The sequence below is a fragment of the Falsiroseomonas sp. genome, from assembly GCF_051859025.1.
In the GTDB taxonomy this organism is placed as follows: domain Bacteria; phylum Pseudomonadota; class Alphaproteobacteria; order Acetobacterales; family Acetobacteraceae; genus Falsiroseomonas.
In genome coordinates, this window is the sequence record NZ_JBHYGL010000012.1 from 98,068 (window position 1) to 119,100 (window position 21,033).

The 21,033-nt window shown below is 71.1% G+C and carries 22 protein-coding genes; 14 read left to right on the forward strand and 8 right to left on the reverse strand.

The annotated features are described in order from the left end of the window. The first annotated feature begins 4 nt into the window (after positions 1–4). From ACTIE5_RS12545 to ACTIE5_RS12565, 5 genes are all read left to right on the forward strand, one after another. Positions 5–619 (forward strand): DnaJ domain-containing protein, encoded by a 615-nt coding sequence (locus ACTIE5_RS12545; RefSeq protein ID WP_439550042.1) that lies wholly within the window; start codon positions 5–7, stop codon positions 617–619. A gap of 62 nt (positions 620–681) precedes the next feature. Continuing rightward, positions 682–1,692: a cobaltochelatase subunit CobS gene (gene cobS / locus ACTIE5_RS12550; RefSeq protein WP_439550043.1), complete on the forward strand. Its 1,011-nt coding sequence runs from the start codon at positions 682–684 to the stop codon at positions 1,690–1,692. A gap of 20 nt (positions 1,693–1,712) precedes the next feature. Next, complete coding sequence (locus tag ACTIE5_RS12555; protein ID WP_439550044.1) at positions 1,713–2,180, forward strand: DUF29 domain-containing protein; 468 nt, start codon at positions 1,713–1,715, stop codon at positions 2,178–2,180. An 11-nt stretch (positions 2,181–2,191) separates the two neighbouring features. Further along, positions 2,192–4,060: a cobaltochelatase subunit CobT gene (gene cobT, locus ACTIE5_RS12560; RefSeq protein WP_439550045.1), complete on the forward strand. Its 1,869-nt coding sequence runs from the start codon at positions 2,192–2,194 to the stop codon at positions 4,058–4,060. A 10-nt stretch (positions 4,061–4,070) separates the two neighbouring features. Next, a complete protein-coding gene (locus tag ACTIE5_RS12565) occupies positions 4,071–5,027 on the forward strand; it encodes an esterase-like activity of phytase family protein (protein ID WP_439550046.1) in 957 nt (318 codons plus the stop codon). Here the strand turns inward: ACTIE5_RS12565 and ACTIE5_RS12570 are convergent, their stop codons facing one another. From ACTIE5_RS12570 to ACTIE5_RS12585, 4 genes are all read right to left on the reverse strand, one after another. Beyond that, positions 5,028–5,756, reverse strand: a complete 729-nt coding sequence (locus ACTIE5_RS12570; protein WP_439550047.1) for a sensor histidine kinase — start codon at positions 5,754–5,756, stop codon at positions 5,028–5,030. It abuts the gene before it with no gap. Between the two features lie 257 nt (positions 5,757–6,013). Beyond that, positions 6,014–6,313, reverse strand: a complete 300-nt coding sequence (gene rpmB, locus ACTIE5_RS12575) for a 50S ribosomal protein L28 (RefSeq protein WP_439550048.1) — start codon at positions 6,311–6,313, stop codon at positions 6,014–6,016. A gap of 135 nt (positions 6,314–6,448) precedes the next feature. Next, complete coding sequence (locus ACTIE5_RS12580) at positions 6,449–6,721, reverse strand: hypothetical protein (protein WP_439550049.1); 273 nt, start codon at positions 6,719–6,721, stop codon at positions 6,449–6,451. A gap of 77 nt (positions 6,722–6,798) precedes the next feature. Continuing rightward, on the reverse strand, positions 6,799–8,628 hold the full coding sequence (locus ACTIE5_RS12585; protein ID WP_439550050.1) for an ABCB family ABC transporter ATP-binding protein/permease: 1,830 nt from the start codon (positions 8,626–8,628) through the stop codon (positions 6,799–6,801). 139 nt (positions 8,629–8,767) lie between these two features. Here ACTIE5_RS12585 and ACTIE5_RS12590 point away from each other — a divergent pair, with 139 nt between their 5' ends. After that, a complete protein-coding gene (locus ACTIE5_RS12590) occupies positions 8,768–9,631 on the forward strand; it encodes a DUF4743 domain-containing protein (RefSeq protein WP_439550051.1) in 864 nt (287 codons plus the stop codon). On the opposite strand, the gene ACTIE5_RS12595 is transcribed toward ACTIE5_RS12590, so the two are convergent. Further along, positions 9,619–10,044, reverse strand: a complete 426-nt coding sequence (locus ACTIE5_RS12595) for an Rrf2 family transcriptional regulator (RefSeq protein ID WP_439550052.1) — start codon at positions 10,042–10,044, stop codon at positions 9,619–9,621. The genes ACTIE5_RS12590 and ACTIE5_RS12595 overlap by 13 nt on opposite strands. 84 nt (positions 10,045–10,128) lie before the next feature. Between ACTIE5_RS12595 and ACTIE5_RS12600 the strand changes: the two genes are divergently transcribed. After that, positions 10,129–10,602 carry an MmcB family DNA repair protein gene (locus ACTIE5_RS12600; RefSeq protein WP_439550053.1) on the forward strand — a complete coding sequence of 158 codons (474 nt, stop codon included), beginning with the start codon at positions 10,129–10,131 and terminating at the stop codon, positions 10,600–10,602. A gap of 132 nt (positions 10,603–10,734) precedes the next feature. On the opposite strand, the gene rfaE1 is transcribed toward ACTIE5_RS12600, so the two are convergent. Next, complete coding sequence (gene rfaE1, locus ACTIE5_RS12605; protein WP_439550054.1) at positions 10,735–12,225, reverse strand: D-glycero-beta-D-manno-heptose-7-phosphate kinase; 1,491 nt, start codon at positions 12,223–12,225, stop codon at positions 10,735–10,737. A gap of 244 nt (positions 12,226–12,469) precedes the next feature. After that, the gene (locus ACTIE5_RS12610; protein WP_439550055.1) at positions 12,470–13,183 is read right to left on the reverse strand and encodes a metallophosphoesterase family protein; all 714 of its coding nucleotides are present in this window, start codon (positions 13,181–13,183) and stop codon (positions 12,470–12,472) included. A 189-nt stretch (positions 13,184–13,372) separates the two neighbouring features. On the opposite strand from ACTIE5_RS12610, the gene ACTIE5_RS12615 reads away from it, so the two are divergent. The 7 genes from ACTIE5_RS12615 to ACTIE5_RS12645 all read left to right on the forward strand — a co-directional run bounded on the left by ACTIE5_RS12615 (position 13,373) and on the right by ACTIE5_RS12645 (position 20,127). Beyond that, positions 13,373–14,473 (forward strand): hypothetical protein, encoded by a 1,101-nt coding sequence (locus ACTIE5_RS12615; RefSeq protein WP_439550056.1) that lies wholly within the window; start codon positions 13,373–13,375, stop codon positions 14,471–14,473. Next, entirely contained in the window at positions 14,470–15,645 is a 1,176-nt protein-coding gene (locus ACTIE5_RS12620) for a hypothetical protein (RefSeq protein ID WP_439550057.1), read from the forward strand. Before ACTIE5_RS12615 ends, ACTIE5_RS12620 begins: the two co-directional genes overlap by 4 nt. A 91-nt stretch (positions 15,646–15,736) precedes the next feature. Next, a complete protein-coding gene (locus tag ACTIE5_RS12625; protein ID WP_439550058.1) occupies positions 15,737–16,525 on the forward strand; it encodes an ABC transporter ATP-binding protein in 789 nt (262 codons plus the stop codon). Next, complete coding sequence (locus ACTIE5_RS12630) at positions 16,522–17,328, forward strand: ABC transporter permease (protein WP_439550059.1); 807 nt, start codon at positions 16,522–16,524, stop codon at positions 17,326–17,328. Before ACTIE5_RS12625 ends, ACTIE5_RS12630 begins: the two co-directional genes overlap by 4 nt. Before the next feature lie 35 nt (positions 17,329–17,363). Further along, the gene (locus ACTIE5_RS12635; protein WP_439550060.1) at positions 17,364–18,650 is read left to right on the forward strand and encodes a family 1 glycosylhydrolase; all 1,287 of its coding nucleotides are present in this window, start codon (positions 17,364–17,366) and stop codon (positions 18,648–18,650) included. A 42-nt stretch (positions 18,651–18,692) separates the two neighbouring features. After that, positions 18,693–19,325 carry a histidine phosphatase family protein gene (locus tag ACTIE5_RS12640; RefSeq protein ID WP_439550061.1) on the forward strand — a complete coding sequence of 211 codons (633 nt, stop codon included), beginning with the start codon at positions 18,693–18,695 and terminating at the stop codon, positions 19,323–19,325. Between the two features lie 127 nt (positions 19,326–19,452). Next, positions 19,453–20,127 carry a lipid-binding SYLF domain-containing protein gene (locus ACTIE5_RS12645; RefSeq protein WP_439550062.1) on the forward strand — a complete coding sequence of 225 codons (675 nt, stop codon included), beginning with the start codon at positions 19,453–19,455 and terminating at the stop codon, positions 20,125–20,127. On the opposite strand, the gene ACTIE5_RS12650 is transcribed toward ACTIE5_RS12645, so the two are convergent. After that, positions 20,124–21,033: glycosyltransferase (locus tag ACTIE5_RS12650; protein WP_439550063.1), on the reverse strand; the 910-nt coding region annotated here is incomplete at its 5' end. The two genes, ACTIE5_RS12645 and ACTIE5_RS12650, sit on opposite strands and share 4 nt — an antisense overlap.

Below are 21,033 nucleotides of genomic sequence, written 5' to 3' on the forward strand. Positions count from 1 at the left end.
CCGCATGGCGCGACGAGGCGACCGTATCGGATTGGCGACCGCGGAACCGGAAGCGCCCGCGCGTCCCTGTGAATCGCCGGGCTGCGCGGAGCCCGGGGGCTTCCGCGCGCCGCGGGATCGCGCCTCCCTGAACCAGTACCGCTGGTTCTGCCTGGAGCATGTGCGCGAATACAATCGTGCCTGGGACTATTACAAAGGCATGGCGCCCGGGGAGATCGAGGCGAATATCCGCAGCGATGCCGGCTGGCAGCGCCCCACCTGGCCGCTCGGCCGCCTCGGTGGCGCCAACCCCTTCGACCACCCGGAGATGTTCCGCGACCCGCTCGGGATGCTGAAGGACACGCCGCTGCACGCGCAGCGCCGCCGCGCCGCGCCCCGGCCGGATGAGCCGCCGCCCGAACTGCGCGCGGCGCTCGACGTTCTCGGCCTCACTTGGCCCATCGATGCCGTGAGCCTGCGCGGGCGCTACAAGGAACTCGCCAAGCGCTACCACCCCGACGCCAATGGCGGCGACCGGCAGGGGGAGGAACGGCTGAAGGACATCAGCCGCGCCTACAGCCTGCTCCGTCGCGCCTTGCCGGGCCGCGCCGCCCCTGCCCCCGCTCCCAAGGCGGGTTGAGTGGGTAGCCGCGCCGCCGCCACCGCCCTAGGATCAACCTAATGCCACAGCCGGACCCAGAGATGACCAAGGTCGCCAGCCCTACCGAGAGCCGCCCCACCGCCGCGATCGACATGCCCGACACCACCGTCAATGTGCGAGAGGTCTTCGGCATCGACAGCGACCTCACGGTCCCTGCCTTCTCGCTGCGCACCGAACATGTGCCCGAGGTCGACAGCTCCTACCGCTTCGACCGGGAGACGACGCTCGCGATCCTCGCGGGCTTCGCGCATAACCGCCGCGTGATGGTCCAGGGCTATCACGGCACCGGCAAGTCCACGCATATCGAACAGGTGGCGGCGCGGCTGAACTGGCCCTGCATCCGCGTGAACCTGGACAGCCACATCAGCCGCATCGACCTGATCGGCAAGGACGCCATCGTCCTGAAGGATGGCAAGCAGATCACGGAATTCCGCGAAGGCATCCTGCCCTGGGCGCTGCAGCACCCCTGCGCGCTGGTCTTCGACGAGTATGACGCCGGCCGCCCGGACGTGATGTTCGTGATCCAGCGCGTGCTGGAAGTCGAAGGCAAGCTGACGCTGCTGGACCAGAACAAGGTCATCCGCCCGCATCGCGGCTTCCGCCTGTTCGCCACGGCCAACACCGTCGGCCTCGGCGACACGACCGGCCTCTATCACGGCACGCAGCAGATCAACCAGGGCCAGATGGACCGCTGGAACATCGTCGCGACGCTGAACTACCTGCCGCATGCGCAGGAGACGCAGATCGTCATGGCCAAGCTCGGCCTGGACGACAAGGACGCCAAGGCGAAGCGCCAGACGGAAGCCATGGTGGCGCTGGCCGATCTGACGCGCGCGGGCTTCATCGCCGGCGACATCTCCACCGTCATGTCGCCGCGCACCGTCATCACCTGGGCCGAGAACGCCAAGATCTTCGGCGATATCGGCTTCGCCTTCCGCCTCAGCTTCCTCAACAAGTGCGACGAGGCCGAGCGCGGCACGGTGGCCGAATACTACCAGCGCTGCTTCAACGAGGAACTGCCGAGCGGCAGCCTGCTCCGCAAGGCGGGGTAGGCGCCTGAAGGGAGAGCGTCATGGACGGTCGCCTCTTTGGCCTGGGGACGGACCCCGATGCCGATGAGCACGCCTGGCTTCTCGGCCAGGCGGAGGCGCTGCGGGCCGGACGCCTCTCCGCGATCGATCGTGACCATCTGGCGGCGCTTCTCGAAGGCATGGCCAAGCGTGATGTCCGGGAGGCGCTCTCCCAGATGGAGCGCCTTCTCATGCACATGCTGAAATTCACCGTGCAGCCGCAGCGGGCGACAAGCTCCTGGGCGATCAGCGTGGTGAATGCCCAGAACGAGTTGCAGGACATGCTCGATTCGCCCTCCCTCCGCCGCGCGGTGGAGGAGAAACTGCCCCGCGCCTGGGAACGGGCGCGGCGATCCGCGGCGGCGGAGACCCGCATGGACCTTTCGGCCATCCCCGCCCAGAACCCGTGGAGCCTGGACGACGCCCTTGCCTGGACGCCGCCCTTCGACCTCCCCCAGCGCGTGAAGTGACAGGCAGCCCCATGGCGAATACCAAGGATCAGACCCGGCAGGAGGAATTCAAGCGCGCCACCGCCGGGGCGCTGCGCGCCATGGCGCAGGTGCCGGAAGTGCAGGTGGCCTACCAGCCCGGCCCTTCGGGCCTGGCCGGCAAGCGCGCCCGCCTGCCGCTGCCGACGCGCGCTTTGCCGCCTTCCGAGATGGCGAAGCTCCGCGGCGCCGCGGATGCCATCGCCCTCAAGCTCCGCCACCACGACGAAGGCGTGCACAACGCCCGCGTGCCGCAGCGGCGTGAGGCGCGGGAGGTGTTCGACGCGCTGGAGGATGTGCGCGTCGAGGTCATCGGCAGCCAGCACATGGCCGGCGTCGCCGCCAATCTCCGCGCCCGCCTGTCGGAACAGTGCGAGGCCGAGGGCTACGACCGCATGACGCGGAAGGACCAGCTGCCGCTGCCCGCGGCGCTGGGCCTGTTGGCGCGCGAACGCCTGTCCGGCGAACCCGTCCCCGCCGCCGCCCGCCGCGTGCTCGACCTCTGGCGCGAATCGGTCGGCGAGAAGGGCGAATCCGCACTCGCGGAAATGGCCGCCGCCCAGGGCAACCAGGACGCCTTCGGCAAGGCCGCGCGCAAGCTGCTGGCGGCGCTCGATCTGGCGGAGGCCGAGGTCGAGGCCGAGGCCGAGCAGGATGAGGAAGAAGGGGAGGGGGGCGAGACCTCCTCCCAGCAGGACCAGTCCGGGGAGGGCGAGGCCCAGGCCCAGGACACCGAAAGCATGCTCGGCGCCCAGCCCGAGACCATGCAGGGCGACGCCGCCGAGGATGAGACCGAGGAGGGCGAGGAGGAAGGCGCCGCCGCCGAGGGCGATGACCGCCCGGGCGGCCCGCAGCAGCGGAAGGAGGTGCCGCAGACCGACGATGCCTCCGTCTACCGCGCCTACAACCGCAATTTCGATGAGGTGGTGGACGCCGACGACCTCTGCGATGCCGAGGAGCTGGCCAGGCTCCGCCAGCAGCTCGACCAGCAGCTGTCGCACCTCCAGGGCGTCGTCTCCAAGCTCGCGAACCGCCTGCAGCGCCGGCTGATGGCACAGCAGCAGCGCGCCTGGGAATTCGACCTCGAGGAGGGGATCCTCGATGTCTCCCGCCTCGCCCGCGTGGTGGTCAACCCGATGCTCTCGCTGTCCTACAAGCGGGAGCGCGAGGCCGACTTCCGCGATACGGTGGTGACGCTGCTGATCGACAATTCGGGGTCCATGCGCGGCCGGCCGATCACGGTGGCCGCCATGTGCTGCGACATCCTGGCCCGCACGCTCGAACGCTGCGCGGTGAAGACGGAAATCCTGGGCTTCACCACCCGCGCCTGGAAGGGCGGCCAGTCTCGCGAACGCTGGGTGCAGGAAGGCAAGCCGCGCAACCCGGGGCGCCTGAATGACCTCCGCCACGTCGTCTACAAGGCGGCCGATGCCCCCTGGCGGCGCGCGCGCAAGAACCTCGGCCTGATGCTGCGCGAGGGGCTGCTGAAGGAGAACATCGACGGCGAGGCGCTGGAATGGGCCTATAAGCGCCTGCTCCAGCGGTCCGAACACCGCCGCATCCTGATGGTGATCAGTGATGGCGCGCCGGTGGATGACAGCACGCTGTCGGTGAACCCGGGCAACTACCTGGAACGCCACCTGCGCAAGGTGATCGGGGAGATCGAGGGGCGGGAGGCGGTGGAGCTGATCGCCATCGGCATCGGCCACGACGTCACCCGCTACTACCGCCGCGCCGTCACCATCGTGGATGCCGAGGAACTTGGCGGTACCATGATGAAGAAGCTCGCCGAACTCTTCGACGAGGATGCGGCGATGGCCTGGCAGAGGGCCGCGGCGGAGCGTTCGCCGCTCGTCGCCTGACGCATCGGGCATGATCAGCCGCCGCGGCCTGCTGGCCTCGGCGCTGGCCTGCCTGCCCGGCTGCATGCCGGGGGCGGAGGCGGGCGCGCTGAGCCGCCCGCTGGACCTGGCGGCCCTGCCGCCGGGCGGGCCCATCCGCCTCCTGGGCGGGCTTGAGATCGATACGCGGGTGCTGGGCTTCGGCGGCTTGTCCGCGCTGCATCTGGCGGATGACCTCACCCTGACGATGGTTTCCGACCTCGGCCGATTCGCGGAGATGCGGCTGGCGCTGGATGCGGGGCTGCGGCCGGTCTCGCTGAGCCTGCTGCGGGCCGGGCCGCTGCGCGATGGCGCCGGGCAGCCGCTGGCGCGGGGCCATGCCGGCGATTCCGAGTCGCTCGTTCGCCTGTCCGACGGCACCTGGCTGGTGGGGTTCGAACGCTGGCACCGCATCCGCGCCTACCGGACGCTTTCATCGCCCGGCACCTATGTGGAGGCGCCGCCGCGGCTGGAACTGGCGCCGGCCAATGCGGGGCTGGAATCGCTGGCGGTGCTGCCGGATGGCCGCCTGGTGGCGATCGCGGAGGAGTTTCCCCCCGGCCCGGATGCCAGCCTGACCTCGGCCTGGATCGGCCGACCCGGTGCCTGGCGCCCCATCGCCTATCGCCCCGGCGCCAACCTGCTGCCCGTGGATGCGGCCGCGCTGCCGGATGGGGCACTGCTGGTGGTGGAGCGCAGCTTCTCGATCTTCGGCGGTTTTTCCGGCCGCCTGGTCCGCGTGCCGGCTGCGCAACTCGCCAACCCCGCCATCGGCGCCGTGCTGGAGGGGGAGGAATTGCTGCGCCTGTCCGCCCCCATCCCCAGCGACAATTACGAGGGTCTGGCGGTGCTGCGGCGGGATGGCCGGACGCTGCTGGCCCTCATCTCCGACGACAACGAGAACCGGCTGCAGCGGACGCTGCTGCTTGTCCTGGAACTGCTGGGCTGATCAGGCGACTTCCATCAGGCGTTCGCGCGGCAGGGTGAGCCAGGCGCGGGCGCCGATGCCCGGCGCGCTTTCCAGCCGGATATCGCCGCCATGGGCCGCGGCCAGGGACCGCGCAAGGGTCAGGCCAAGGTCCAGGCCTCGCGTCCCGGCGACCGGGCCGGCGGCGTCCATCACCAGGTCATGCGCGGGCAGTCCATCGCCCTCATCCTCGACGACGATGGCGACGGTCTCGGCGCCCAGCACATGGCGCAGCGCCACCACGTCGCCGTCGCGGGAATGGCGTGCGGCGCGACGCAGCAGGGCGGCCAGCGCGCCTTCCAGGGCGCGGCGATCCGCCTTCACGGTCAGGCTGCGAAGGCCGGGGTCGACCTGCCAGTGGCGGCGGCCCGGGCGGATCTGCGCGGCGACCGCGGCGATGGCGGCATCCACCACCGGGCCGAGCAGGGCCGGTGCCTCATGGAGTGTGCGGGGGGAGGGTTCGGTGGCGAAATCGGCCAGGTCATCCGCCAGCCGGAGCAGTTGCTGGGCAACGCCTTCAAGGGGCGTTTCCTCCCCTTCCCGGCGCGGTCCCGGCAGCATCTGCGCGGCCTGGGCCATCAGCGCCAGGCCGGGCCCCCGCAGTTCCTGCGCGGCGAGGGAGAGGCATCGGCCCCGTGCGGCGGCCAGCCTTTCGGAAGCCGCGACGCGATTGCGCGCGTCGATCAGGACGGACCGCACACGCAGTGCCACGGCTATCGCCACGACAACCAGGACCAGTGCGATCGGAAGGAGGGACTCGGGCGTCATCCCGACCAGAGTGGGACCGCTTCGGTTTCCAAACGGTAAACGTTGGAGCCCTATGCCCGGGCTGTGTCACGCAAAAACGTCAAAGTGAGTTGACGCTTTCGTGAGGACGCCGCGGTCGCTCTGGTCCGGCGGGGTCCGGCGCCGTCAAGGCAACCGGACAAGCCGTGAATGGCGCGGCGTGATGCCGCGCCCTTCGATGGTCAGGCGGCGACGGCCTTCTTCGCCTGGGCACGAGCCAGACGACGCTTCAGCACCTGGGCCTCGACCGGCAGGTCGCGGTTCGGGGTGCCGAGCAGGAAGGCGTCGAAGCCGCCATTGTGCTCCACCGTCCGGATACCGTTGACGGACAGGCGCATACGCACCGGCGTGCCAAGGATATCGGAGTAGAACGACGTTTCCTGCAGGTTGGGCAGGAAGCGGCGACGGGTCTTGTTGTTGGCGTGGCTGACGTTGTTACCCGTCAGCACGCCCTTGCCGGTGATTCCGCAGCGGCGGGCCATGACATGTATCCCGAGAAAGCGCGCGCACGGGTGCCTGGGACGGAGTGGCCAGGCTGCCGCACGCGGAGTGGTCCGGAGAGGGGGCCATATCGCGGATAGGCCCCGCGGCGTCAAGTCTGAGTCAGGGATTGGGCTTCAGAGATTGGCCGCATGGGGCGGCGCGCCGGCCGCGCGGCGCATCTCCTCCAGCTCCCCGGACTCGACCGAGGCCAGCGCGCTGCGCAGCACGCCCGCCACCGCACGGTCATCCATGGTGCGGGACAGCATGCCGAGCGCCCCGCCCAGCAGGGCAGAGGCGATGGAGATGGGCGCGATGCCCTGCTCGATCATGTACTCGATGGCCTTGTCGACCACCGAACCGGCGTGGCTGAGGTCTTCCGGGGCCACGCCCTGGGGGTCGAACTGCATGCGGCGGGTTCCTTTAGTTCAAGGCGACATAGGCAGGGACTCGCCCGAGGGAAAGCCCTTCCGGGGAAAGCGGTGGCTCAGGCGGGCGCCGCCAGCGCCCCCGCCGTGCCTTCCGCCGCAGCCTGGGCCGCCGCTGCGGCTTCCGCCGCCGCCACCGCCTCCGACTGCCGGCGCCACATGGCGGCGTAGAGGCCATCCGCCGTGATCAGCTGGCCATGCGACCCTCGTTCGGCCACCTGGCCGTCCTGCAGCACCAGGATCTCATCCGCATCCACCACCGTGGACAGGCGATGCGCGATCACCAGGGTGGTGCGGCCGCGGGCGGCATCGCGCAAGGCGGCCTGGATGTCCTGTTCCGTCCGCGTGTCCAGGGCGCTGGTGGCCTCGTCCAGGATCAGCAGGCGGGGGTTCTTCAGCAGGGTGCGGGCGATCGCCACGCGCTGCTTCTCGCCGCCCGACAGCTTCAGGCCGCGTTCGCCCACCTTGGTGTCGTAGCCATCCGGCAGGCGGAGGACGAAATCATGCACCTGCGCCAGGCGGGCGGCGTTCTCCACCTCCTCCTGGCTGGCACTCGGCCGGCCATAGGCGATGTTGTAGCGGATGGTGTCGTTGAACAGCACCGTGTCCTGCGGCACCACGCCGATGGCGGCGCGGACGCTGTCCTGCGTCACGTCCCGCACATCCTGCCCATCGATCACCACGCGGCCGCCTGACGTGTCGTAGAAGCGGAACAGCAGGCGGCTGATGGTGGATTTGCCGGCGCCTGTCGGCCCGACGATGGCGAGCGTCCGCCCGGGCGGCACGGTGAAGCTGACGCCCTTCAGGATCGTGCGGTCGGGGCGGTAGCCGAAGCGCACATCCTCGAACCGGATCTCGCCGGCCGTCACGGCCAGCGCGGGCGCGCCGGGCTTGTCGGCGACCTCCCGCTCCTCCCGCATCAGGCGGAACATGGCTTCCATGTCCGTCAGGCCCTGCTTGATCTCCCGGTACGCAAAACCGAGGATGTTCAGCGGCTGGAAGAGCTGGATCATGTAGGTGTTGACCAGCACGAAGCCGCCGACGCTCATGCCCCCATTCGCGACGCGGCTGGCGGCCATCAGCATGACGATGGTGAGTCCCAGGCCGATGATCGCCTGCTGGCCGAAATTCAGGCCGTTGAGGCTGACCTCGGACCGCACATAGGCCTTTTCGTAGCGTTCCAGGCTGCCGTCGTAGCGGCGGGCCTCATGCGCCTCATTGCCGAAATACTTGACCGTCTCGTAGTTCAGCAGGCTGTCGATGGCCCGCGTATTGGCCTCGGTATCCGTCTCGTTCATCGCGCGGCGGAAGCGCAGCCGCCATTCCGTGAACAGCAGCGTATAGGCGATGTAGACGCCGACGGTGCCGAGGATGACGATCGTGAAGGACACGTCGAACATCCCCCACAGGATCAGGGAGACCAGCAGGATCTCGAAGATCGTCGGGATGATGTTGAACAGCAGGAAGTCCAGCACGAAGGTCATGCCCCGCGTGCCGCGCTCCAGCATGCGGGACAGGCCGCCGGTCTGGCGGTCCAGGTGGAAGCGCAGCGACAGGGCGTGCAGGTGCTGGAATACCTGCAGCGCGATGCGCCGGGTGGCGCGGCCCTGGACGCGGGCGAAGATCGCGTCCCGCAATTCGTTGAAGCCGCTGCTGGTGATGCGCATCAGCCCGTAGCCGAGCACGAGCGCGATCGGCACCGCCGCGATCGCCCCCGCTCCACCGGCTTGCGGGGCGAGTGCATCCACGGCGCGGGCGAAGGCGATGGGGACCAGGACGTTCGCGGCCTTGGCGAAGACAAGCAGCACCAGGCTGATGACGACCCGCGCGCGCAGCCCGGGCTCACCCGGCGGCCACAGATAGGGCACCATGGTCATCAGCGTGCGCATATGATTGCGCTCGCTGGGCATATTCTTCTGCACTCAAGGGCTCCGGAGGCGCGTTGCTTCCATAAGTGGGGCCTGACGCAGGGTGCGCAAACCGGCAAGTGGTCTTCCGTGCCATGCGCTGCGCGCGCTACTGGGAGAAATGGACGCGCTCGCCCCCTATGAGCGGCACATCGCCGCCTGCAACAACATCGCCTCCCCCTCCCACCTCATCCGCTTCCGGATCGGGGAGGAACAGGTGGGGTGGCTCGGCGCCGAACTCGCCAGGGCGCTGGCCTTCTATCCCCGGGAGTTCCACTTCGACGATCGCGGCGTGGCGCTGGCCGGGCGGCTGCGCGCGCCGGGGGCGCGGAGCGAGGCGCTGGCGACGGCGGTGAAGGGCCTGGCCGGCCGCGGGCACCTGACCATCCGGGGCGAGGCCTTCGACGTGCGCGCCGCGCCCGATGGCCCGGCGCTGGCCACGATGGATCGCGGCGCGCTGCCGGCCTTCGGCGTGATGTCCCAGGGCGTGCATGTGAACGGCTTCGTCCGGCGGCCGGATGGGCTGCATCTCTGGGTGGGGTGGCGGTCCCGGACCAAGCCCGTGGCGCCAGGGCAGATGGATAATGTGGTCGCCGGCGGCATCCCGGCCGGCCTCTCCCCCTCGGAATGCCTGGTGAAGGAGGCGGCCGAGGAAGCCTCCATCCCGCCGGAGATGGCGGGCCGGGCGGTCTTCGCAGGCCGCGTCTCCTACATCATGGCCACCGCGGAAGGGCTGCGGCGCGATGTGCTGCATTGCTACGACCTGGAGATGCCGGAGGGCTTCGTGCCCACCCCCCATGACGATGAGGTCGAGCGCTTCGAATTGCTGCCGGTGGAAGCGGTGGCCCGCGCGGTGCGGGAGACGGACCGGGTGAAGTTCAACGTGAACCTGGTGCTGATCGACTTCTTCCTGCGCCACGGCCTGATCGACCCCGCCGCGCCGGGGGCGGAGGCGCTGCGCGCCGGGCTCGATCAGGTCGGCTGAACCGCGCCGATCCGCGCGCTTAGATCCGCCACCGTCACGCCGGCCAGCCGCGCTTCCAGCGCCGTCTCCGCGGCGTCGAACACCTCCCGCAGCAAGGCGGGGGCGCCGCGGCCCACGGCATCGCCGCGGCCCGATCCGCGATGGATCGGCAGCAGCGGCAGGCCGTTGCGGCGCATGGCCTGCCAGATGTCGGCCAGCGTGATCTCCCCGGCCGGCCGGGCAAGCTCCGCGCCGCCGGGTCCCCGGCGGATGCGGATCAGCCCGGCGCGCGCCAGCTGCCCGGCCAGTCTTCGGATGACGACGGGGTTGGTGCCTACGCTTTCGGCGAGGCGCCCGCTGGTGGCCTGCCCGCCAGGTTCGGTGGCGAGGAGGAGGAGGATGTGGATGGCGACGGCAAACCGTGTTGCGACCATGCCGTCAACACGCGCCGCAGCCTTGCCGGTTCCGTTCGTCGCAAGCACATTGACTGTTGCCTGAACAAAGACCGAACATAGGCCATGTCCGCCACCCCCACCGTTCCCGAACGCACCCTGGCCGTCTGCCGTGCCGCCAGCCTGTTCTGCGGCATGCGAGGCTGGGCGCCGGTGCGGGAGATGCCTCTGCCGAACGGGCGGCGCGCCGACATCCTGGCGCTGCTGCCCGATGGCCGCTTCGCGGTGATGGAGGTGAAGTCCTGCGCGCGGGACTTCCTATCCGATACCAAATGGCCGGAATACCGCGACTATTGCGACCTGCTCTACTTCGCCGTGGACCTCGATTTCCCGGTCGGGTTGCTGCCGGAGGATGCCGGGTTGCTGGTGGTGGAGGGGCGGGAGGCCGCGCTGGTGCGGGAGGCTTCGGCCCATCCCCTGGCGCCGGCCCGGCGCCGGTCGCTTCTGCACCGCTATGCCGTCACCGCGGCGGGGCGGCTTGCGGCGATGCAGGACCCGGCGGGGCTGGCGGAGATCCGGGCGGCGCTGCTGGTGGAATGACCGGCGGCCAGAGCCTTCCGGGATGGGAGGAACACGGGCACAACTCCGGCGCGTGATTGCGTGATCACACCGGGAACAATCGCCGAAAATCCAGCGGAACCGGGATAAGCCCCCGAGGCTCAGCCCCAAGGCTCAACCCCGAATGCGCGCCACCGTCGCCGTGGTGCTCTGCCCCGGCAGAAGCTGCGCCAGGCGCACCTGGCCGCCCCATTCCGTGACCAGATCGCCGCCCACCACCGCATCCACGGTGTAGTCGGCGCCCTTCACCAGCACGTCGGGCCGCAGCAGCTTGATGAGGTCGACGGGGGTGTCTTCCTCGAACACGCTGACGAGATCGACGGAGGCGACGGAAGCCAGGACGGCGGCGCGGGCGGCCTCCCCCTGGATCGGCCGCGTCTCGCCCTTCAGGCGCTTCACGCTGCTGTCGGCATTCAGGCCGACCACCAGCCGGTCGCACCAGGACCGCGCCTGTTCCAGAAGATGGACATGGCCGGGATGCAGCAGGTCGAAGCAGCCATTGGTGAAGCCGATCCGGTAGCCGCGGCGGCGCCAGCGTTCCACCTGCTCCATGGCCGTGGCGCGAGAGACGACCTTGCGCAGCGCGCCGCGCTCCGGCGTCAGCGCCTCCGCCAGGTCGCTTTCGCGCGCCACGGCGGTGCCGACCTTGCCGACGACGATGCCGGCCGCGATGTTGGCCAGCCGCGCCGCGACGGGGGCGGAAAGCCCCGCGGCCAGGCCGGCGGCAACCACGGCGACGACGGTATCCCCGGCGCCGGAGACGTCATGCACCTCCGGCGCCTCGGCCGGGAAATGGCGGATGCCATTGCCATCCACCAGCGTCATCCCATCCTCGCTCCGCGTCACCAGCACGGCGCCGAAGCCGTGGGTGGCGCGCAGATGCTGGGCGGCGGCGACGATCGCTTCTTCCGTATCCACCTTCATGCCGGTGGCCAGCGCCAGTTCGGCGCGGTTCGGCGTGACCATGTCGGCGCCGGCGTAGCGGGCATAGTCCACGCCCTTGGGGTCCACCACGACGCGGCGCCCGGCGGTGCGGGCGGCGGCGATCAGGCGCTGGGCGACATCGCCGGCCAGCACGCCCTTCTGATAGTCGGACAGCACCATGACGGTGGTCGCGGCCACGGCATCGGCGGCGATCCGCACCATGCGGTCCGCGAGGCGGGCATTGATCGGCCCCGCCATCTCATGGTCCGCGCGCAGCAATTGCTGGCCGGCGGCGATGAAGCGGGTCTTGGTGGTGGTGGCGCGGCCGCCCTGGACCAGCAGCCAGGGCTCCACATTGGGCTGGCCGCCGATCAGGCCCGTCAGGTCGCTGCCCGCCTGGTCATCCCCGACCACGGAGACGAAGGCGACGGCGGCGCCGAGGGCGGTCAGGTTGCGGACCACATTGCCGGCACCGCCGGGCATGGCGAGTTCGCGTTCCACCGCCAGCACGGCCACCGGGGCCTCCGGGCTGACGCGCTGGACCTGGCCATAGACATAGCGGTCGAGCATGGCGTCGCCGACCACGAGGACGGAGGCGCGTTTCAACAGACGCACCGCCTCCGTCAGGTCACCGACGGGGATTTCAGGGGTCGGCAGGTCGGCGGGCGCGGGGCCTTGCATCCTTCCCGCCTACCCCAACCCCGCCATGCCGCGCAAGGCACGCCCGCGCGGGTGGGCAATAAAGTAGGAAGTGGCCGGCGATCTCATGCCAACGGCGCGATGGCATGACCTGCGGCCGGCCTAGCCGGCCGAGGCCGCGAATGCGGCCCGCCGCAAGTGCGGCGAGCCAAGCGGCCGGAGGCCGCGCCCGGCACTTGAGGGCGAAAAGCGAATACCAACGAGTCGCTGCAAGCGGCCGTTGGTATCACGCCGTCAGGAAGCCGATCCGGTCATCCTGCAGCACCGCGCAGGTCAAATCGCCGCCAAAGACGGCGCCGGTATCGATGCCGATGCGGTGGCCGCGGATCTCCGGCGCCTTGCAGGGGGTATGGCCATGCACCACCACGGCGGGCACCGGGCCTCGCCAGGACAGGAAGGGCTCCCGGATCCAGGTGAGGTCCATCACATCCTGCGCGGCGAGCGGCACGTCGGGCCTGATGCCGGCATGGGCGAAGAGATAGCCGCCGGCGGCGTGGCTGGACCGGCAGCCCTTCAGGAAGGCCAGGTGGTCGTCCGGCACGGCGTCCCAGCCCTCGGGGTGGCGGGGGGACAGGCCGTAGCTTTCCAGTGTCGCGCCGCCGCCATTGTCCAGCCAGAAATCCAGCACAGCATCGGGCGCGGTGGGGGACAGCGCGGCCAGCATCATCTGTTCGTGGTTGCCGACCAGGTTCACCACCTGCATCCCGTGCAGCGGCGGCGGGCCCAGCAGCAGGTCGATCACCGCCGCGCTGTCCGGCCCGCGATCGACATAGTCGCCGAGGTGGATGAGCGTGGCGCGTTCCACCGGGTGGTCCAGCAGATGTTCGGCGATGCGGTCGTGCAGCGCCTCCAGCCGCGCGGCGCAGCCATGCGGGTCGCCGATCGTGTAGATGCGCTGGCCGGGGGGAAGCCGCGCCGGCGCTAAGAATTCCGTAAGCATGCCGGGACGAACCTAGCGCGAAGGGGGGCGCACGTCGCCCTCCCGCCCCCCGGTGGTCCCATCAAGATGCCCGAAGGTCCAACGTTCCGCGTGGCGACGCCAGAAGCGGCGGCCCCGCCAGGGGCGCAAGCTGTCCCCCCAGGGGGGGCGCCGCTTGAGCCCCTGGCGGGGCCGCCGCTTGCCGTGGTGATGCGCGATGCGCTGCGGGCGCCCGCGGGGCGGGTGGTGCTGCGCGTGCGGGACCTGCCGGCGCATCGCCGCCGCGTGGCGCGGGCGCTGCTGCTGGAAGGCGCGCTGGCCGCGGGCGGCACGGTGGTGGAAGGCCCGAACGAGGATCTGCTGCTGGTGGGCGCGGAAGCGGCGCGGGCCGAGAGGCTGCGCCTGCTGCTCGACCGGCTGCTGGGCGGGGGCGCGCCGGGGGCGGTCCATGCCGGGATCTGGTCGCTGGAACGTGACGTCCCGGCGCTGCTGGACTACGCGGCGGGGCGGGACGGACTGGCGGAGCCGATCGCGGCCGCCACCGGGCCGGACCTCGCCGGCCTCGATGAATGGCTGAAGCGGGTACAGCTGGATGGCGTGGTGTCGCGGCAACTGGGCTGGCGCCTGGCGGAGGGCACGGCCGCGCCCCGACCGGCCTTCCTGCGGCTGGAGGTCGCGCGCGACGCGCTGGCGCGGCGGATGGGCGTGCTGGGGCAGGACCGGGACCTGCTGGACCATGCGGCGCGCGCCGTCGCGGCGCGGCTGCTGCGCGCCATCGGCGACCCCGCGCAAAGCGGCCCGCTGATCGGCGACAAGCTGCCCGGCCCGCTGCACCTGCCCGTGCCGCCCGCCGCGCTGACGGGGCGCGATGGCGGAAGGCGCGGCGGTTCGATGCTGGTCGCCGCCGTGACGCTGGAGGAAGCGGCGGACCCCTGCGCCCTGGCCGCGCGGCGGGAGGTCCTGGCCGGTATGGGCTGGGCGCTGGAGGTGGATGGGCTGACGGCGGAGGCGCTGGGCCTGCTGGCGCCCGAATCCCTGCCGGCCGACCTGCTGCGCCTGCATTGGAGCGAGGCGGTGCTGGCCCCCGCCTGCTACGCCGCGCTGCGCCGCATCGACCCCGCGCGGCTGACCCTGGCGGGGGTGCGGGACGCCGATGCGCTGGCCTGGGCGCGCAGCCTGGGCGTGACGCGGATCGAGCCCGCCCCGGCGCTGGCGGCGGCCCTCGCCATGCCGAACCCCACGGCGGTGCCGGTGGCGTTCCGGCCGACGCCCCTCGCAGCACAGCCCCCGGCTTTGAGCCCGGCGGCATGAGCGGCCTCGAAACCGACCGCCGCCCCTCCACCATCCGCGCCGCGGCGGAACTGGCGGCCTTCGTGCGGGAAACGGTAGCGGCGAATGCGTCGCGGGATGTGCTGCATCTCCGCATGGCCGGGCTGTCGCCCGCGATGCGGCGGCCGCATCACCAGCGGATGCTGCGGGATGCGCTGGGCCCGGCGCTGTCCGGCGCCCGCACCCGCGTCTTCGACCTGCCGAATGGCGATGTGGTGGCGGTGGCGCCGCCGCCGGCCCTGGCCCTGGAAAACACCCGAGCCGCGCTGGCGCGGACGCTCGATGCCGCGGCGCAGGATGCGGTGCGCAGCCTGCGGCTGCCGGAAGCGGCGGCGCAATTGCTGGCGGCGGCGGCGGAAAGCCTCGGCCTGGACCCGCCGCCGGAGGAACCGGAGACCGGGGAGCCCCGCCCGCCCGTGACCACCGCCCAGATCGCCGCGGCGGAACGCGCGCTGGCGCGGGCGGACCTGGACCCCGTGACCTCCCGCCAGGCGGTCTGCCGGATGGACCCCGATGGCGCGCCGGCGGAACCGCTGTGGGAGGACCGGCGCATCGCCTGGCCGGCGCTGGCGGCGCTGGTGCTGGAAGGCGCGGATACCGCCGCATCCTCCGCCCTGCGGCGGCGCCTGGCGCGGCTGGCGGAGGCGCGGATGCTGGCGGAGATCGTGCGGCCCGCGGCGCAGATGGGCTGGAAGCCCGTGGGCCTGCCGCTGTCGCCGGCGACCATCGCCTCCCCGGCCTTCGACCGCTTCGATGCCGGGCTGCCGTCGGGCCGGCGGCGGGAGATCACGATCGGCTTCCGGGCCGCCGATGTGCTGGCGGACCCCGCCGGCTTCGTCGCGGCGCGGGATCTGGCGCGGCCGCGCGGCTACGGGCTGGCGCTGGATGATGCGCCGGCGGGGCTGCTGGCGGTGCTGCCCATGGCGCGGCTCGGGCTCGATCTGGTGCGGCTGCGCTGGTCCCCGGAATTGCCGATGACGGTGCCGCCCGGCCTGGCCAGTTTCCTGGCGGAAGGCCGTGCGGGCGAAGGCGGGGGACCGGAGGCGGTGGTGCTGGTCGGCGTGGACCGCCCCGCCGCCATCGCCTGGGGGTGGGAGATCGGCATCCGCCGCTTCCAGGGACCGCTGGTGGAGAAGCGGCGCAGGGGGCTTTGATCCAGGGGGCTTAGAGTCCGGGGCCTGTTATGCCGGGGGCTGTGATGCCGGCCATGCTTGCCCTGGCGCGGGTGCCGCGCATATCCGTCGGATGCAGTCAGACCAGAACGCGGCCCTTTCCGTCCAGGGCCTGACCAAGCGCTACAAGCCCGAAGGCGCCCCCGCGGTCGAGGATTTGTCCTTCACCCTGCCGCGCGGCGAGACCTGGGGTCTGCTGGGCGGCAATGGCGCGGGCAAGACCACCACCATCGCCATGCTGCTGGGGCTGCTGGTGCCGACCAGCGGGCGCATCCTGGCGCTGGGGCACGACATGGCGACGGACCGCTTCGCGGCGCTGGCGCGGATGAACTTCTCCTCCCCCTATGTCGCGCTGCCCCACCGGCTTTCCGTGGCCGAGAACCTGATGGTCTATGCGCATCTCTACGGCGTGCCGAAGCCGCGCCAGCGGATCGAGGAACTGGCGGAGCAGTTGCAACTCACGGAGTTGCTGAAGCGGCCGGCGGGGGAACTCTCGGCCGGGCAGAAGACGCGCGTCGCGCTGGCGAAGTCCCTGGTGAACCGGCCGGACCTGCTGCTGCTGGATGAGCCGACGGCGAGCCTCGACCCCGATACGGGCGACTGGGTCCGTTCCTGGCTGGAACGCTACCGGGCGGAAAGCGGCTGCGCGATCCTGCTGGCGAGCCACAACATGGCGGAGGTCGAGCGGCTTTGCGGCCAGGTGGTGATGCTACGCGCGGGCCGCGTGGTGGACCGCGGCAGCCCCTCGGCGCTGCTGGAACGCTACGGGCGGGACAACATGGAAGACGTGTTCCTGGACATCGCCCGCGAACGCGGCAACGCGGCGGAGCGCGCCGACGGGTCGGCGGAGCAAATGGCATGAGCGGCGCTTCGTCCGGCCGGCGCATCTGGGGGCTGATGTACCGGCATTTGGCGCTCTATCGCCGGTCCTGGCCGCGGGTGCTGGAGCTTGCGTATTGGCCCGTGCTGCAGATGGTGGTGTGGGGCTTCGTCACCGCCTACCTGGCCGGGGTGCAGAACAACGTCGCCTCCGTCGCGGCCGGCGTGCTGCTGGGCGGCGTGCTGCTGTGGGAGGTCGCGATCCGCAGCCAGATGGGCTTCGCGATCTCCTTCCTGGAGGAGGTGTGGAGCCGCAACCTCGGCCATGTCTTCGTCAGCCCGCTGCGGCCGATGGAACTGGTGGCGGCGCTGGTGGGGATGAGCGCGCTGCGCATGTTCGCGGGCGTGCTGCCGGCGGTGGGGCTGGCCTGGGTGCTCTACGGCTTCGGGCTGTGGACCGTGGGGCCGGTGATCGTGCTGTTCTTCGCGGCGCTGATGATGATGGGCTGGGCGGTGGCGCTGGCCGTCACGGCGCTGATCCTGCGGCATGGGGCGGGGGCGGAGCCGCTGGCCTGGTCCGTGCTGTTCGGGCTGACGCCCTTCGCCGCGGTGTTCTACCCCGTCTCCGTCCTGCCGGGCTGGTTGCAGCCGGTGGCGCTGCTGGTCCCGGCCTCCCACGTGTTCGAGGGAATGCGCGGCGTGCTGCTGGAAGGCACCATCGCCTGGGGGCACCTGGCGGCGGCCTTCGGGCTGAACCTGGTGTGGCTGGCCGGCGCGGTGGCGCTGTTCATGCGGCAGTTCCAGGCGGCGCGGGAGCGGGGGGCGCTGCTGAACATCGGCGAATAGGCCAACCGCGGGCGGCGTGCGGCGTTGCCACCCGCATGAACACGCCCCCCGCCTTCATCTTCGCCACCGGCATCGAGAACAGCATCCCCCGCATCAAGGGCGGCACGGTCCGCGTGGATGAGATGGCGCGCTGCGGCCATTACGAGCGATGGCGGGAGGATTTCGCCCTGGTGCAGGAGATGGGCCTGACCTTCCTGCGCTACGGCCCGCCCCTGCACACCACCTTGCTGGGCCCGGGCCGGCACGATTGGGATTTCGCGGACCAGGCCTTCGGCGAATTGCACCGGCGCGACATCGTGCCGATCGTCGATCTCTGCCATTTCGGCGTGCCGGACTGGATCGGGGATTTCCAGAACCCGGATTTCCCGAACCTCTTCGCGGATTACGCGGGCGCCTTCGCGCGGCGCTATCCCTGGGTCCAGCTCTATACGCCGGTGAATGAGATGTACATCTGCGCGCTGTTCTCCGCGCGCTATGGCTGGTGGAACGAGGAACTGTCCACGGACCGCAGCTTCGTCACCGCGCTGAAGCACATCGTCGCCGCCAATGTGCTGGCGATGCGTGCCATCCTGGCGGTGCGGCCGGATGCGATCTTCATCCAGTCCGAAAGCACGGAATATTTCCATGCGGAGAGTCCCGCCGCCATCGCGCCGGCGGAGTTGCGCAACCAGGAACGCTTCCTCTCGCTCGACCTCAACTACGGCCGGCGCGTCGACAGCGGGATGTACGAATACCTGCTCGACAACGGCATGACACGAGCGGAATACCATTTCTTCCTGCACCACAGCCCGCTCAAGCGCCACTGCATCATGGGCAATGACTACTACTGGACGAATGAGCACCTGGTGATGCCGGATGGCGCGACGCGCGCCTCGGGCGAGGTCTTCGGCTATGCCGTGCTCACCCACCAGTACCACGACCGCTACGCGCTGCCGGTGATGCATACCGAGACCAACATCCGGGAGGATGGCGAAGGCGCCGCCGAACGCTGGCTGTGGAAGCAATGGGCCAATGTGCTCCGCGTGCGGAATGACGGCGTGCCGGTGGTGGGCTTCACCTGGTATTCGCTGACCGACCAGGTGGATTGGGACACCGCGCTGCGGGAGGAGAACGGGCATGTCGATCCCGTCGGCCTCTATGACCTCGACCGGAAGATCCGCCCGGTGGGGGTGGCCTTCAAGCGCCTGGTGGAACAGTGGCGGGATGTGCTGCCGGCGCAGTCGCTCTGCCTCCAGGTGCCGGTGGTGATGCCGAGCGCGCACCAGATCGACGGCCTGCCGGAGGCCTATTGGGTCGGGCAGGCGCGTCAACGGGTGCGATAGGGGGCCTTCCGGCGCGCGGATGCCGGCGCTAGACCCGCCCCCGTGACGAACACCCGCATCTTCCTCGTCCGGCATGCGCTGGTCGAGCCTTCGGCCCGCGCGCTGATCTATGGCAGCATGGACGTGCCGCTCTGCGGCCTCGCCTTGCAGCAGGAGGCGCTGTCCTACCGCTGGCTCGCCGCCCGCCTGCCGGCCGGCGCCCGCTGGGTGGTGACGAGCCTGTCCCGCACCCGCGCCACCGCCGCCGCCATCTTCGCGGCGGGCTATGAGGAGGCGCCCCTGCAGGTGGAGCCGGACCTCGCCGAACAGCACCTCGGCGAATGGCAGGGCCTGTCGCATGAGGCCTTCGCGGAGAAGATCCGCCACCCGCCCCACCCCTTCTGGCCGCATGGGGCGGATGAGAAGCCGCCCGGCGGCGAATCCTTCAGCGAGATGGTGGAGCGCGTGGCGCCGGTGCTGGAACGCCTGGCGGCCGAAACCCCGGGCGGCGATATCGTGATCGTGGCCCATGGCGGGTCGATCCGCGCCTCCGTCGCCCATGCCATGGGGCTGACGCCGCACCAGGCGCTGATCTTCTCCATCAAGAACCTGTCCCTGACGCGGCTGGAGAAGCAGGGGGCGGATTGGCGGGTGGCCGCGGTGAACGAGGAACCGTTCACGCCCGTGGCGGCGTAGCCGCTCTCGCCGGCCGCGGGGTAGCTCCCGCCATCAAATCACCCCGGGGCCGCCACAGCTTGCCCTTGGACACCCGAGTCGGGGAGGGGTAGAACCTTCACCCTCATAGGGTTGCAGGAGGGCGTTCATGCTCCGTGGCATCATCGTGGCACTCGGGCTCCTCATCGCGCTGCCGGCGGCCGCGCAGCAGGAGGAGCAGGCACTGGTCGACCGCGCGACACTCGCGGTGCAGGAACTGATGTCGACCGGGGAGAATACGGCCGACGCGCTGAATTTCCTGCGCCGGTCCCGCGCCGTCATGGTCTGCCCGCGGCTGTTCCGCGCCGGCTTCATCCTGGGGGGTGAGGGCGGGTCCTGCGTGCTGGTGGGGCGTGATGGCGCCGGGTCCTGGTCCTCGCCGGCCTTCTATACGGTGGGGTCGGGCAGCGTCGGGCTGCAGATCGGCGTGCAGGACGCCATGGTCATCATGATGATCATGACGGATCGCGGCCTGGCGGCGGTGATGGACAGCCAGTTCAAGATCGGCGCCGATGCCTCCGTCGCGCTGGCCACCATCGGCGGCGGCATCCAGGGCAGCACCACGGCGGCGGCGGGGGCGGATATCGTGGCCGTCGCGCGGTCCCGCGGGTTGTTCGCGGGCATCTCGCTTTCCGGTTCCGTCCTGTCCTACCGGCCGGAAGCGGCCAGCGCCTATTACGGCCGGCAGTATTCCGCACGGCAGATCGTGATGGCGATGGAAGCGCATAACCCCGGCTCCGACCCGCTGCGCGCCATGCTGCTGCGCTTCGGCGCTCGGCCCTAGGCTGCCAGCCGCGCCGTCGCCGCAGCGGTCAGCGCGGCCAGCCCCTGGGCGAGCGCCGCAGCGCGGGTGGCCATGGTGTGGCCGGCCAGCACCCGGTCCCGCCCGGCCTCGCCCATCAGGCGGCGCTGGTCATCCGGCAGGATCGCCAGCCACCGCAGCGCGCGGGCCAGGGCCGGCGCATCCCCGGGCGGCACCAGGTGGCCGCAATCCGCGGCCACGATCTCCCGCATCCCCGGCGTGGCGGGGGCGATGACGGGCAGGCGCAGGGCCATGGCCCGCAGCGAATCCTCCACGGCAGCATCGGGCGCCACGAAGCCCAGGTAGCGCGGGCCTTCCGCCGCCAGCCAGGCGGCATTCCGCGCGCCGAGGAAGCGGGCATGGTCGGAAAGCCCGGCCTCCAGCGCCTCCGCCCGCAACGCGTCGAACAGCGGGCCGTTGCCGATCAGGTCCACCACCGGCCGCTGGTCCGGGGGCAGGATCGCCAGGGCGGCGAGCAGGGCGCGAACCCCGGTGCCGTTCTCCATCGATGGCAGGCAAAGCAGCCGGTCATGGCGCGGCCCGGCCATGCCTTCCGCCGGAACCTCGATCGCGGCGGGAAGGGTGCGGAGGTGGGCCTGCGGCGCCAGGGCGCGGAGGCGATTTGCCATCGCCGCCCCGGTCGCGAAGACGATGTCGGCCGCCCGCAGCTTGCGGGCCAGGTCCTGCCCATCGCCGTCCCGGACCGCCAGCGACAGCGGCGCCCCCGCCAGGCGCGCGCCGACCAGTGCGGCGGTGGCGGTGGCATCGGCGCCGGCGACATGGATGGCGCCGCAACCATGGGCGCGGAAGGCGGCGGCGATGCGGGCGCCCTGGCGCAGCGCCTCGCGCGGCGGCAGGTCGCGCTGGGCGAGGGCCAAGTGGCTCGCC